The following is an 11,933-nucleotide window of genomic DNA, read 5'->3' on the forward strand; positions in this document are numbered from 1 at the left end:
ATCTACTCGTCTTCACGCAGCGCTTCCACAGGTTGTAGCCGCGAGGCGGAAAGGGCGGGGTAAAGCCCAAAAAACATACCGACTACTATCGCGCTGCCAATGCCCAACGGCACCGACATTGGCGACAGCGCGAAGCTCCATCCCGATACACGGGCATAAATGAGGGCCAAGCCGACGCCCAGGATGGCTCCGGTAAGTGCTCCCAAGGTGGTCAAGGTCAGTGCTTCGATCATGAACAGGTTGCGGATATCGCGGGGACGAGCGCCCATGGCCATGCGCAAACCGATTTCTCGGCGCCGTTGCGCGATGCTCATCAGCATGACGTTCATCACCCCGACACCACTGGTGATAAGCGAAATGCCAGCGAGGGCGGCTAGCAGATAGGTGAAGGTTCGATTCTGTTGGGACAGGCCGTCGATGATCTGCTGGGGGACCAGAACGTCGATGTCCTGGCCGGGAAATAGCTGTCTTAATCCGTGTTTGAAGTCGGACGCCACGCTACCAATAGGACGCGCGCCCGGAGCACGTGCGAAAACGTGGGTGACTGGCGCCCAAGCTTGTAGTCGGCTGACACCTTGCAGTGGAATAAACATGGAGGTGTTGGGGTCGAACGGAGCAATCGCCGACGCAAACCGTGGATGCAGAACGCCTATGACTTGGAACAGTGCATGTTGCACTCGTAGTGTGTCGCCTATGCGCACCGGCGTGCCAGCGCTGGAGAGTTCATCGGCGAGCTGGCGGCCTATCACTGCATGAGTGGCTTGGTCATCGAATTCGCTCAGAAAACGCCCTTCATGCACTTCCAAGCCCAACGCCTGTTTCAGTGGGGGCGTTGAGCCGATCAGTTGGATAGAAATGTCGCGCCCCTTGAACGTCACTGAGTTGCCCATCAGGGCAACGGGTGCAATGTTCACTAAATCAGGGACTTTATTGCGCAGTTGAGTAATGCCTGCGGGCAGCGGCGAGGTTTGCCTCGTATCTGCGGCATTTGAAACCTGTGCAACTAGTGTATCGACACCCATTCCCTGGAAGATTGCAGCGGCTTCTTCGGCGGCGTTGTGACCGATATTGATGAGGGCGACCACCGAGCAGCTCCCCATGACGACGCCGAGAAGGGTGAGCACTGCGCGTTTGCCCAAGGTCCGCAGGTTTGTTCTGACGTCATGTATCAGGTCGCGAAAAGTTTGGCTCCCGCCGCTCATCAGTTCTGACACGGTTCGTGCTCACGCAGGGTTCGGTCCTGAACGAAGATTTGTCTGTCCAGGCGCGCGGCGATGTCTAAATCATGGGTGACGACAATCAGCGTGACGCGGTGCTCACGATTGATTGCCAGCAACAATTCCAGAATGTCGTTTGCCGTGCGGCTGTCCAGATTGCCAGTGGGCTCGTCCGCGAGAATCAGGGAAGGCTCCCCCACGAGAGCTCGCGCAATTGCGACTCGCTGTCGTTGGCCGCCAGACAGATCGGCGGGGAGGTGATGTGCCCGGTGGCTGAGGCCGACCTGGTCGAGTCTGTGCATGGCACGCTGCAGGGCTACTCGCCGGCCAAGGCCACGGTAGGAGAGAGGCAAGGCGACGTTGTCCAGTGCGCTGAGGCGTGGCATCAGGTTGAAGTTCTGGTAGATGAAACCTAGGTGTCGGTTGCGTAACACGGCCAGTTGATCCGGTGTCGCCTTGGATGTGTCGTGTCCGTAAAACTCATACCGCCCTTCATCAGCCCGGTCCAAGAGGCCGAGTATGTTAAGTAATGTGCTCTTACCTGAGCCCGAAGTGCCGAGCACGGCACAGTGGTCACCTGCGTTTATCTGCAAGTTTATGTTCTCAAGAATTGAGATGGGCTGTTTGGTAAGTTGATAATACTTGCATACGCCCTGCAGCGAGAGGGCGAGCGGGGGGGCAGGGATCACGAGCATTTGAAGTTCAGGATGTTCGATAAAAGAGGCGGGATGGCGACAATGTATTTGACTGTTCGCATGCAAACAAAAAACCGTGTGCGAGTTGTCTTTTCATTTGGCTAGGTGCCTGACGCCGGTGCTTTTGTAAATGCAAGAGCACCAGCGGCGAACAATCAGCGGCTTAGATCGAGATAAAGCATCTAGGGTCGGACCCGGACTTATCAAATATCATCTCAATTTCCGCACTTCGCAAACCGGGGTTATAGTTGGCCATTTTCAAATCATGCCATTGCCTGTCCTGCTTCATGGCATCTGCTGACTTTGTCACGCGGGTTCCATTTCGGCTGACGGTCTTGATATTGACATTGGCTTTGCTTCTGTCGGTGTGCCCGTCGGTTTTCACAATTCGGTACCTGTCTACGCGCACGTAATGTATGGTACTTCCGCTACCGGCAATAACGCCTTGAACGTAGCCGACAAACTTCCCAGTGCTGCATGAATGAGAAAATGCTGATTCAGTGACAGCTTGATTTGAGAAAGAGTTTCCAATCGGAACAGTGATGGTGCCGATAGCGCTCGCTAACCCGCTCGCACTTGCAACGGCCGGAAGGCCGAACAGCGCAATTGCAAGTAGTCCGGGTTTTAAGAAGGATTTAAACATGTCGTTCTCCGAAAAATTCATTGCTGTTTTCGGCACTTCGTGAGGGGCCTGGCCCGTGGCTTGGTTGTTGTTAGAACGGGTTGGCTGCAGTCTGATAGTTTTCTATTGTTAGTTAAGTAGGACTTGTCTGAGGTTTGCTATTTCCAGCAAACCCGCTTCTACAGGTTCTTTGGAAACTGCCAGTTGATGCGCAAGCAAACAAAGGGCGACCTGCGAGTCGCCCTGTGCATCACTTAAGCGCCGTCAACCGCAAATAGGGATCGGCCACCTCACCGTTTTTTATCAAACGTTTTCCACCGTAATCACAGTGCACCTTACCGTCGCGCACGTTGATGGCTTCTGCCTGCAATGCGTATTCCGGGTCCAGAAAATCATCGTTGGTCCCGGCGGTTTGCCCCGTCCATGTTTTGCCTTGGGTTTGGGCTGAATACTGATAGCCCTCGCCATAAGGCGGCGGCAGGTCGGGGTCTGTGTAGGGTTTTGAATGGATGTCGCTGACGGCAGGGCATTGGCCCGTGTCGACGGCTGCGTTGCTGGCTGGCAGGTTGTAGGCGGTGACTAGGGAAAAGAGATTAGGTACCCATCCGATCATCGTTATAACTCCTTGTCCACGAGGTAGTCCTCCCTGCTCTGCGTTGGGAGGCCGATCTGGGTGGGGCGTTACACGGGTTAGGTTCCTTGGAAGCTGCTACAGCAGGTTACGGGGCATGCAACGGGTCGGCCGGTGAGTCTGCAAATGAGACCATCTCTGGGAGCAGGCTCGCCCGCGAAGGCGATGTGTCAGTCACTGCATTATCGCTTTCGCAGGCAAGCCAGTTCCCACATTTGATCTTTGTTGCTTTGAACATTGCGTTCGCTTAACGGATCGGCATCAGGGCAAGCCCACTCCTACATTTAAACCGAGTGTCAGCCGGTGATTAGCGCGTGGCCAGGGCGCCTTGGTAGACGGTCGGCCCTGTCGGTTGCTTGCTCACCGAGCCACCCTTGGTTTCCGAACTCACCATCAGCTCCACCGGCTTGCTGATGCTTTCTTGCTGGCGCGGATTCAGGCCGATGATGCCTTTGCCATCCTCCGGCAGCAGGCCAAGGGATACCGGTGTGCCGTCTTTGGGAATCGCCCAGAGTTCAAGGCTTTGGTCCGGTGCTGGCGCCGTGGAGGCAATCGGCTGCACTTCCAGGTAATCCTTGTGGGCCATGATTTGTGCGGCTGGCTGCTGGGTCGTGGTCACCAATGTCGCCGCGGATTTGACGCTGTCCTGGGTGTAGAGCGCGCCGCCGATACCGGCAACCACCACCACGCAGGCGCCGATGAACAGGCGAGGGCGGCTCCAGAACGCAGGCTTGTGCTCAATCACTGGGGGTTGGATCGCAGTCATAAGTCTCTTCTCGACAAATTTTGTAGTCAGTTCATGGACCCGCTTATCCCCGATGGGTTCCTCAGGGGCTCCGGAACAACCGACGGGATACCCAGTCCAACGCCTGCGTTTACCCCTATACCCAGAGGTTGTTTCGATGAAGATTTCACGCGGTTTTGCCCTGTCCTGCCTGTTGACCGTGGCCGCCGGCCCGGTGTTCGCCGCAGGTTTCAGCCTTGGCGATGCAGCCAATGCCATTTCCGGCATGCAGGGTGGCAACAACAAGGCTGCCGCCGCCGCGCCCACCTCGGAGACGGCCGACCTGCTGACGGCCTTGACCTCGCAACTGAACATCACCCCCGAGCAAGCAGTGGGCGGCACGGGCGCCATGCTGGGTCTGGCCAAGAACAAACTGAGCGGCAATGACTTCTCGCAGCTGAGTAACAGTGTGCCGGGCCTCGACAAGCTGTCGGGTGATAACGCATTGGGCAGCCTCGGGGCCTTGAGCGGGATGCTCGGCCAAACCGGTGGCAGCAAGACCAGCGGCCTGGACGGCCTGTTGGGCAACGTGAAAAGCACCAATGACTTGAACACCGCCTTCAGCGCATTGGGCATGGACAGCGGCATGGTCGGCCAGTTTGCCCCGGTGATCCTGAAATACCTGGGCGGCGAGGGGGCCAGCAGTTCCGTGCTGGGCAAATTGGCTCAGGCCTGGGGTACCGGCAGCTAAGGCTCTTGGCGCAGTTGTTCGATGCGCGCATCCTTTTCCATCCAGAGCTGGTTGACCCAGTTCTGGACGGTCTGGCGAAACGCCGGATCGTTCTCGTAATCCCCTTGCCACAACGCCGGGTCCAGCTCGCGGGTGCGGATATCCACGATCACCTTCGGCACTGCGCCGCTGATCAAGTCCCAGAACCCCGGAATCTTTTGCTGCGGATACACCACGGTCACGTCGAGGATCGCGTCCAGTTGTTCGCCCATCGCCGCCAGCACAAATGCCACGCCGCCCGCCTTGGGCTTGAGCAATCGGGTAAACGGTGACGCCTGCTGCTTGCGCTTGGCCTCGTTGAACCGCGTGCCCTCCAGGTAATTGACCACCGTGACCGGCTGGCGCTTGAACAGCTCGCAGGCCTCTTTGGTGATCTTCAAATCCTGCCCCGCCAGCTCCGGGTGCTTGGCCAGGAACGCCTTGGTGTAGCGTTTCATGAAGGGGTAATCCAGCGCCCACCAGGCCAGGCCGAGGAAGGGCACCCAGATCAGTTCTTTTTTCAGGAAGAACTTGAAGAACGGCGTGCGCCGGTTCAATGCCTGGATCAGCGCGGGAATATCGACCCAGGATTGGTGGTTGCTGATCACCAGGTAAGAGGTATCGCCGCGCAGGTCTTCGCCACCGCGAATATCCCATTGGGTGGGGATGCACGCGGCGAAGATCAGCTTGTCGATCTCGGCCCAGGTCTCGGCGATCCACATCACCGCCCAGGACGCATAGTCACGCGAGCGGCCCGGCGCCATCAGCTTGAGCAAGGCGAAGACCATCAAGGGGCCGATCAGGATCAGCGTGTTGACTAACAGCAGCAGTGTAACCAGACAGCCGGTGAGCAGGCGGCGCATAAGCAACTCTTGGAATTCTGTGGGCGGGCCATGATAAGCAAGGTGAGTCTAGAGGCCAAATCGCAAATTGCCCGACGAATGTTTCACACTGTGCGCGATATGCTCGGTCATCCAACTAAGTGCTGTGTTTGCGGTCTAGACTCCGCCCACTTCTTTCGAGGAAATCCTGCCGTGAAATTGCTCCTTGCCGCGTTCGCCCTGGTTGCTGTGCCTGTCATGGCCGCCGAACCGACCCTCTACGGTCGCTACGAATACATCCAGTTGCCGGAGATCGGCCAGACGTTCAAGGCCAAGATGGACACCGGCGCGCTGACCGCCTCGCTGTCGGCGCGCGACATCGAAACCTTTCAGCGCGACGGCGATGACTGGGTGCGCTTCCGCCTCGGCGGTGAAGACGCGGGTAACAAGGTCTATGAGCACAAGGTGTCGCGCATCAGCAAGATCAAGAGCCGCGCCGACGAAGATGATGACAAGGACGAAGCCAGTGTGGCCAAGCGCCCGGTGATCGATCTGGAGATGTGCCTGGGCGACGTCAAGCGCACCGTCGAGGTCAACCTCACCGACCGCAGCAGCTTCAACTACCCGCTGCTGATCGGCGCCAAGGCCTTGCGTGAATTTGGCGCTGCGGTAAACCCGGCACGTCGCTACACTGCCGACAAACCGGACTGCTGATCGAACCCATGCCGCACATCCTGATTGTCGAAGACGAAGCGGCGATAGCCGACACGCTGATCTTTGCCCTGCAAGGCGAGGGCTTCACCACCACTTGGCTGACGCTCGGCCAGGCGGCGCTGGAGCATCAGCGCCAGACCCCGGCCGACCTGATCATTCTCGACATCGGCCTGCCGGACATCACCGGCTTTGAAACCTGCAAGCAATTGCGCCGCTTCAGTGAAGTGCCGGTGATGTTCCTCAGTGCGCGGGATGCCGAGATCGACCGGGTGGTGGGGTTGGAGATCGGTGCCGACGATTATGTGGTCAAGCCTTTCAGCCCGCGGGAAGTGGCGGCGCGGGTCAGGGCGATACTCAAGCGGGTCGGCCCGGGTGTGGCGCCAACCCTGTTCCAAGTGGATCTGGAACGCATGCAGATTCTCTATCGTGGCCAACCCTTGAGCCTCACGCGTCATGAGTTCCGCCTGCTGCAAAGTCTGCTGGACCAACCCGAGCGCGTGTTCAGCCGCGAACAACTGCTGGATGCGGTGGGCGTACCCTTTGATGCCGGTTATGAGCGCAATATCGATAGCCATATCAAGAGCCTGCGCAGCAAGCTCAGGAGTGTGGCGGCGGATGCCGAGCCGATCCAGACCCATCGCGGCCTCGGCTACAGCTACAGCCCGAGCCACAGCTGATGCGTCTTGGGCTGCGGATTTTCCTGGTGTATGCGCTGTTTATCGGCCTGACCGGCTATTTCGTGCTCAACACCGTGATGAAGGAAATCCGCCCCGGCGTGCGCCAGTCCACCGAAGAAACATTGGTGGACACCGCCAACCTGCTGGCTGAAATCCTGCGTGCAGACGTTAAAAACGGCACCCTCGGCCAGAGCCATTGGCCCGAGCTGCTCAAGGCATATGGCAACCGTCAGCCGGGTGCGGTGATCTGGGGGCTGCCGAAAAACCAGGTCAACCATCGCATCTACGTGACCGACGCCAAGGGCAGGGTATTGCTCGACTCCAGCGGTGAAGCGGTGGGCCAGGACTATTCGAAATGGAACGACGTGTACCTGACCCTGCGTGGCGAATACGGTGCGCGCTCCACCCGCAGCGATGCAGACGACCCCACCTCATCGGTGATGCACGTGGGGGCGCCGATTCGCGATAACGGCCAGATCATCGGCGTGGTCACGGTGGCCAAGCCCAACAGCTCGTTGCAACCCTACGTGGATCGCACCGAGCGGCGCCTGCTGTGGTACGGCGCCGGGCTGATCACCCTGGGGCTGCTGCTGGGCGCGCTATTGTCGTGGTGGCTGACGGCGGCCCTCAGACGCCTTACCGCCTATGCCGAAGCCGTGAGCGAGGGCCGCCGCGCCGAGTTGCCGCATTATCGCGGCGGCGAGCTCAAGCAGTTATCCACCGCCGTGGAACACATGCGCACGCAGCTGGAAGGCAAGGCTTACGTAGAGCGCTACGTGCATACGCTGACCCATGAATTGAAGAGCCCGCTGGCGGCGATTCGAGGTGCGGCGGAGCTGTTGCAGGGCGACATGAGCCGTGAGCAGCAGCAGCGGTTTGTCGGCAATATCGACAGCGAAAGTGCGCGCCTGCAACAGCTGATCGAGCGCCTGTTGAACCTGGCCCAGGTGGAACAGCGCCAAGGTCTGGAAGAGCAGTCGAGCATTTCTTTGGCAGCCCTGGTTGAGGATGTGTTGAAGGCTCAATGTGCGCGGGTCGAAGGCGCCGGCTTGCACGTCGAGCAGGCCATCGCCGCCGATGTGCGGGTGTTTGGCGAACCCTTCCTGCTACGCCAGGCCCTGGGTAACCTGCTCGACAATGCTCTGGATTTCACCCCTCCCGGCGGCACGCTGCGGTTCAGCGCGCAGGTGCGGCATAACGAGGTGCAGGTCAGCCTGTTCAACCAGGCGGAGGCGATTCCCGATTACGCCTTGCCGCGCCTGAGCGAGCGCTTCTACTCGCTGCCGCGCCCGGCCAGCGGGCGCAAAAGTACGGGCCTGGGGCTCAACTTTGTCGAGGAGGTGATGAAGCTGCACGGCGGCTCGTTGCAGATCGGCAACGTACCGGGCGGCGTGCAAGCGGTGCTGCATCTCCACACAGTCTCCACATTGCCCACATAAATCTCCCATACCCACTGGGCAGACTCTCCCCATCAAAACAGGGAGAGACCCATGAACCGCAACCTGCTTTTCAAATTGGGCGCGATTGCGCTGCTGATCCTGCTGTTGCTGATTCCATTGTTGATGATCAACGGCATCATCAGCGACCGTCAGCAACTGCGCGACGGCGTACTGATGGACATTGCCCGCAGCTCAAGCTTTGCCCAGCGCCTCACCGGGCCGGTGATGGTGGTGCCGTATCGCAAGACCGTGCGCGAGTGGAAGCTCAATGAAAAGCTCAACAAGCGCTACGAAGAAACCCGTGAAGAACGCGGCCGTCTGTATTTCCTGCCGGACCGTTTTGAGCTCGACGGCAAGGTGCAAACCGAACTGCGCTCACGGGGCATCTATCAGGCGCGGTTGTTCCACGCCGACAACCGTATCAGCGGGCGTTTCGACTTGCCTGCGCAGTTGGGGATCACCGAAGACTTCGCCGACTACCGCTTTGAACCAGCGTTTTTGGCGGTGGGCATCAGTGATATTCGGGGTATTGAAAACGCGCTGAAACTGGAGCTGGGTGACCAGCGGCTGGAGTTCTCGCCAGGCTCCCTAGTCGACTGGCTGGGTGAGGGCGTGCATGTGACGCTGCCGGCGCAGGACGGCAAGAAGCCCTCCGTGCTGGAGTTCGCCTTCGACCTGCGCCTGCAAGGCACCGAGCAACTGCAAGTAGTGCCGGTGGGCAAGACCAGCCAGGTAACACTGGCGTCCAACTGGCCGCACCCGAGCTTTGTCGGCAACTTCCTGCCGGCTCAACGTGAGGTGACCGACCAGGGCTTCAGCGCCAATTGGCAGACGACATTCTTCTCCACCAACCTCGAACAAGCCCTGCAGAACTGCCTGGACGGGCAAGGCTGTGAAGACTTCAGCAACCGCAGCTTTGGGGTGAACTTCATCGACCCGGTAGACCAGTACCTCAAGAGCGATCGGGCGATCAAATATGCGCTGTTGTTTATCGCCCTGACCTTTGCCGGCTTCTTTCTCTTCGAGGTGCTCAAGAGTCTGGCGGTGCACCCTATCCAGTACGCCCTGGTGGGCGTGGCGCTGGCGTTCTTCTACCTGCTGCTGTTGTCGTTGTCCGAGCATCTGGGCTTTGCCCTGGCCTACCTGATATCCGCCAGCGCCTGTGTGGTGTTGATCGGCTTCTACGTATGCCATGTGCTGCGTAGCGTCGCCCACGGCCTGGGGTTTTCGGCCGGGCTGGCGGCGTTGTATGGCTTGCTGTACGGCTTGCTCAGTGCCGAGGATTACGCGCTGTTGATGGGCTCGTTGTTGCTGTTTGGCCTGCTGGGTACGGTGATGGTGCTGACGCGCAAACTGGATTGGTACGGGGTGGGTAAACGCAAGGTGGAGCAAGGGCAATGATCGGATTGCGCGAAGATCAGCAGATGAAAGCGAGGATGGTCGACTTCCTCACCAACGCCACCTTTCACTGTAGGAGCGAGCTTGTTGTGGCGAGCAAGCTTGCTTGCGCTGGGGTGCGAAGCGCCCCTGATAAAGCCGGCTCCAGCTGCGCTGTCGAGCGGGAGCAAGCTCCCTCGCCACAACAAACTCGCTCCTGCAGGGGACTGGTCAAACCGGGGGTTGGGTCTGCTGCATCGAAGCCCGCTGGCTGACTTCGGCGTACCAGGCGGCGAGCTTGGGAGTGTCCGAGCGCCACTGAATATCCGGGTGGCGAAAGTCGATATAGCCCAGGGCACAGGCCACGCTGATGGCGGCGACGTCAAAGTGGCTGGCCAGTTCGGCAATGGCGTCCCGCTCCAGCTCGGCGAGGGCGCGGCGGATCTTGTTGCGCTGCTCATCCAGCCAGGGAGCCCAGTGTTTTTCTGGCGGACGCATGGCGGTCTCGTAACGTACCAGCACGGCGGCATCCATGATGCCGTCAGCCATCGCGGCCAGGGTCAGGCGCCGCCAGCGGGCCGAGCCGTCGCGGGGGATCAGCGGGTTGCCGACATGCTGGTGGTCGAGATAGTCGAGAATCACCCGGCTGTCGTGCAATACCGAACCGTCGGCCAGGCGCAGGGCCGGGATCTTGCCCACGGGGTTGCCTTGCAGCACTTCGGCATCCGGGTTGACCGGCGTGGGCAGGCACGCGTGCAGGGCCACACGATCCTGCTGGCCGGTCTCGATCAGCAGCACGCGCACTTTACGCACGAAGGGCGAAGCGGGGTTGTGGAACAAGGTCATGCTGGGGGCGGACATGGGCATTCCTCTGTAGGAGCGAGCTTGCTCGCGAATAACGCCAACGATAACGCAGCTCGCCTGGTTTAACGCGGTGCTCTCAGGTTTTTCGCGAGCAAGCTCGCTCCTACAGTAGTTTGTAGACGGCAATGGCCGCGGGTATGCCCAGCCCGATCCAACTCAACGAATCCCACCACCCATCGCCCAGCAACGCCGCAAACAACCCGGCGGCACTGAGCAGGCCAATCCCCAGCGGTATGGCAAAGACCTTCCAGAAATTCGACTGCCGCGGCTTCATACCTTGGCCGCCTTGCGCCGTACGATCCATAAGTAAATGCCGCTCACCAGCACGATGATGGTCAGCACATCCAGCACCGCCCACAAAATCTTCATCGGCATGCCGCCGTAATCACCGAAATGCAGGGGTTGGGACATGCCCATGGCATCCATGTACCACGGCCGTTCGGCGATGGCGGTGACGGCCAGGGTGCTGGCGTCGATCAGCACCGGTGTCAGCAAATGGGAGGTCAGGTGGGTGCTGCCCTTCATGAACACGGCGTAGTGATGTTCGCTGGAAAAACGCGTGCCGGGGAAGGCGATAAAGTCCGGCTCCATACCGGGCGCGGCCTTGGCCGCAATGCTCAACAGCTCTGTGGCGGGCGCGCGCTGGGTCAGCGGCGGGGCGTTCTTGTAGGGTTCGATCATGGCGCTGAGGCTGTCCTCGCGCCACGCCGCGATGATCAAGTCGGCGCAGGCGCTGATCACGCCGGTTACCCCCACTACCAGCGCCCAGGTCAAAGTGACCACGCCGATCAGGTTGTGCAGGTCGAGCCAGCGCAGGCGAGTGGACTTGTCCTGGCGCACGGTGGCGAACTTCAATCGACGCATGAAGGGCAGGTACAACACCGTGCCCGAGATAATCGCCAGCACAAACAGAAGGCCCATGAACGCCAGCAACAACTTGCCGGGCAGACCGGCAAACATATCCACATGCAGGCGCAGCAGGAACAGAGTGAAGCCCCCATTGGCAGACGGCATTTCGACGGTTTCGCCAGAGCGTGCATCGAGCATGAAGGTGTGCGACGAGTTCGGCTCAGTACCGGCTGTGGCCGCCATGATCGCGATCACGCCGTTATTGTCGTCTTCGTCCCAGGCAAGGTACTGCATGGCCTCGCCGGGGCGATGGGCCTGGGCTTTGGCTACAAGCTGCTCAAGGTTGAGCCGGGGCGTATCGGCAGGCATCTGCGCCAGTTCGGGCTCATTGCCCAGCAGGTGGTCGATCTCGTGGTGAAACACCAACGGCAGGCCGGTGAGGGCGAGCAGCAGCAGGAATACGGTGCAGATCAGGCTGGTCCAGGTGTGGATGAAGGACCAGCGGCGGATGGTTTTGCTTTTCATTGTCTAGCC

General features: G+C 59.7%; 14 protein-coding genes. 5 read left to right on the forward strand and 9 right to left on the reverse strand.

Annotated elements, in window-relative coordinates:
• Positions 1-2: 2 nt before the first annotated feature.
• From ACTJLA_RS20495 to ACTJLA_RS20515, 5 genes are all read right to left on the reverse strand, one after another.
• Positions 3-1,214 (reverse strand): ABC transporter permease, encoded by a 1,212-nt coding sequence (locus ACTJLA_RS20495; protein ID WP_371262629.1) that lies wholly within the window; start codon positions 1,212-1,214, stop codon positions 3-5.
• Positions 1,202-1,912 carry an ABC transporter ATP-binding protein gene (locus ACTJLA_RS20500; protein WP_096144767.1) on the reverse strand — a complete coding sequence of 237 codons (711 nt, stop codon included), beginning with the start codon at positions 1,910-1,912 and terminating at the stop codon, positions 1,202-1,204. The genes ACTJLA_RS20495 and ACTJLA_RS20500 overlap by 13 nt, the downstream gene beginning before the upstream one ends.
• Positions 1,913-2,075: 163 nt before the next feature.
• The gene (locus tag ACTJLA_RS20505) at positions 2,076-2,555 is read right to left on the reverse strand and encodes a hypothetical protein (RefSeq protein ID WP_054896760.1); all 480 of its coding nucleotides are present in this window, start codon (positions 2,553-2,555) and stop codon (positions 2,076-2,078) included.
• A 229-nt stretch (positions 2,556-2,784) separates the two neighbouring features.
• Positions 2,785-3,147 carry a hypothetical protein gene (locus ACTJLA_RS20510; RefSeq protein WP_054920761.1) on the reverse strand — a complete coding sequence of 121 codons (363 nt, stop codon included), beginning with the start codon at positions 3,145-3,147 and terminating at the stop codon, positions 2,785-2,787.
• A gap of 325 nt (positions 3,148-3,472) precedes the next feature.
• Positions 3,473-3,931, reverse strand: a complete 459-nt coding sequence (locus tag ACTJLA_RS20515; protein WP_034128870.1) for an anti-sigma factor domain-containing protein — start codon at positions 3,929-3,931, stop codon at positions 3,473-3,475.
• A 136-nt stretch (positions 3,932-4,067) separates the two neighbouring features.
• On the opposite strand from ACTJLA_RS20515, the gene ACTJLA_RS20520 reads away from it, so the two are divergent.
• Positions 4,068-4,640 carry a DUF2780 domain-containing protein gene (locus ACTJLA_RS20520; protein ID WP_054920759.1) on the forward strand — a complete coding sequence of 191 codons (573 nt, stop codon included), beginning with the start codon at positions 4,068-4,070 and terminating at the stop codon, positions 4,638-4,640.
• On the opposite strand, the gene ACTJLA_RS20525 is transcribed toward ACTJLA_RS20520, so the two are convergent.
• Positions 4,637-5,521: an acyltransferase gene (locus ACTJLA_RS20525; protein ID WP_054896763.1), complete on the reverse strand. Its 885-nt coding sequence runs from the start codon at positions 5,519-5,521 to the stop codon at positions 4,637-4,639. The genes ACTJLA_RS20520 and ACTJLA_RS20525 overlap by 4 nt on opposite strands.
• A gap of 171 nt (positions 5,522-5,692) precedes the next feature.
• Here ACTJLA_RS20525 and rloA2 point away from each other — a divergent pair, with 171 nt between their 5' ends.
• From rloA2 to creD, 4 genes are read left to right on the forward strand one after another with little or no spacing between them, the layout of a single operon-like run.
• Entirely contained in the window at positions 5,693-6,193 is a 501-nt protein-coding gene (gene rloA2, locus ACTJLA_RS20530; RefSeq protein ID WP_014720226.1) for a retropepsin-like aspartic peptidase RloA2, read from the forward strand.
• Positions 6,194-6,201: 8 nt separating this feature from the next.
• Positions 6,202-6,870 carry a two-component system response regulator CreB gene (gene creB / locus ACTJLA_RS20535; protein ID WP_019817425.1) on the forward strand — a complete coding sequence of 223 codons (669 nt, stop codon included), beginning with the start codon at positions 6,202-6,204 and terminating at the stop codon, positions 6,868-6,870.
• Entirely contained in the window at positions 6,870-8,309 is a 1,440-nt protein-coding gene (gene creC, locus ACTJLA_RS20540; protein ID WP_440842015.1) for a two-component system sensor histidine kinase CreC, read from the forward strand. Before creB ends, creC begins: the two co-directional genes overlap by 1 nt.
• Positions 8,310-8,360: 51 nt before the next feature.
• Complete coding sequence (creD, locus tag ACTJLA_RS20545) at positions 8,361-9,710, forward strand: cell envelope integrity protein CreD (RefSeq protein ID WP_440842016.1); 1,350 nt, start codon at positions 8,361-8,363, stop codon at positions 9,708-9,710.
• Between the two features lie 207 nt (positions 9,711-9,917).
• Here creD and ACTJLA_RS20550 read toward each other — a convergent pair whose 3' ends face one another.
• From ACTJLA_RS20550 to ACTJLA_RS20560, 3 genes are all read right to left on the reverse strand, one after another.
• Positions 9,918-10,547, reverse strand: a complete 630-nt coding sequence (locus ACTJLA_RS20550) for a glutathione S-transferase (RefSeq protein WP_440842018.1) — start codon at positions 10,545-10,547, stop codon at positions 9,918-9,920.
• A 106-nt stretch (positions 10,548-10,653) separates the two neighbouring features.
• On the reverse strand, positions 10,654-10,824 hold the full coding sequence (locus ACTJLA_RS20555; protein WP_087149549.1) for a hypothetical protein: 171 nt from the start codon (positions 10,822-10,824) through the stop codon (positions 10,654-10,656).
• Positions 10,821-11,924, reverse strand: coding sequence for a PepSY-associated TM helix domain-containing protein (locus ACTJLA_RS20560; RefSeq protein WP_440842020.1), 1,104 nt, complete (start codon positions 11,922-11,924; stop codon positions 10,821-10,823). The genes ACTJLA_RS20555 and ACTJLA_RS20560 overlap by 4 nt, the downstream gene beginning before the upstream one ends.
• Positions 11,925-11,933: the final 9 nt, after the last annotated feature.

It is taken from the genome of Pseudomonas sp. 22072 (genome assembly GCF_052046095.1).
GTDB classification, from domain to species: Bacteria; Pseudomonadota; Gammaproteobacteria; order Pseudomonadales; family Pseudomonadaceae; genus Aquipseudomonas; species Aquipseudomonas paracarnis.

Excerpts from the sequence above, each read along its gene's own strand:
- ACTJLA_RS20500 (WP_096144767.1), bottom strand. The coding sequence starts at position 1,912 with ATGCTCGTGATCCCTGCCCCCCCGCTCGCCCTCTCGCTGCAGGGCGTA.
- ACTJLA_RS20505 (WP_054896760.1), bottom strand. The coding sequence starts at position 2,555 with ATGTTTAAATCCTTCTTAAAACCCGGACTACTTGCAATTGCGCTGTTC.
- ACTJLA_RS20510 (WP_054920761.1), bottom strand. The coding sequence starts at position 3,147 with ATGATCGGATGGGTACCTAATCTCTTTTCCCTAGTCACCGCCTACAAC.
- ACTJLA_RS20515 (WP_034128870.1), bottom strand. The coding sequence starts at position 3,931 with ATGACTGCGATCCAACCCCCAGTGATTGAGCACAAGCCTGCGTTCTGG.
- ACTJLA_RS20520 (WP_054920759.1), top strand. The coding sequence starts at position 4,068 with ATGAAGATTTCACGCGGTTTTGCCCTGTCCTGCCTGTTGACCGTGGCC.
- ACTJLA_RS20525 (WP_054896763.1), bottom strand. The coding sequence starts at position 5,521 with ATGCGCCGCCTGCTCACCGGCTGTCTGGTTACACTGCTGCTGTTAGTC.
- creB (WP_019817425.1), top strand. The coding sequence starts at position 6,202 with ATGCCGCACATCCTGATTGTCGAAGACGAAGCGGCGATAGCCGACACG.
- creC (WP_440842015.1), top strand. The coding sequence starts at position 6,870 with ATGCGTCTTGGGCTGCGGATTTTCCTGGTGTATGCGCTGTTTATCGGC.
- creD (WP_440842016.1), top strand. The coding sequence starts at position 8,361 with ATGAACCGCAACCTGCTTTTCAAATTGGGCGCGATTGCGCTGCTGATC.
- ACTJLA_RS20550 (WP_440842018.1), bottom strand. The coding sequence starts at position 10,547 with ATGTCCGCCCCCAGCATGACCTTGTTCCACAACCCCGCTTCGCCCTTC.
- ACTJLA_RS20555 (WP_087149549.1), bottom strand. The coding sequence starts at position 10,824 with ATGAAGCCGCGGCAGTCGAATTTCTGGAAGGTCTTTGCCATACCGCTG.
- ACTJLA_RS20560 (WP_440842020.1), bottom strand. The coding sequence starts at position 11,924 with ATGAAAAGCAAAACCATCCGCCGCTGGTCCTTCATCCACACCTGGACC.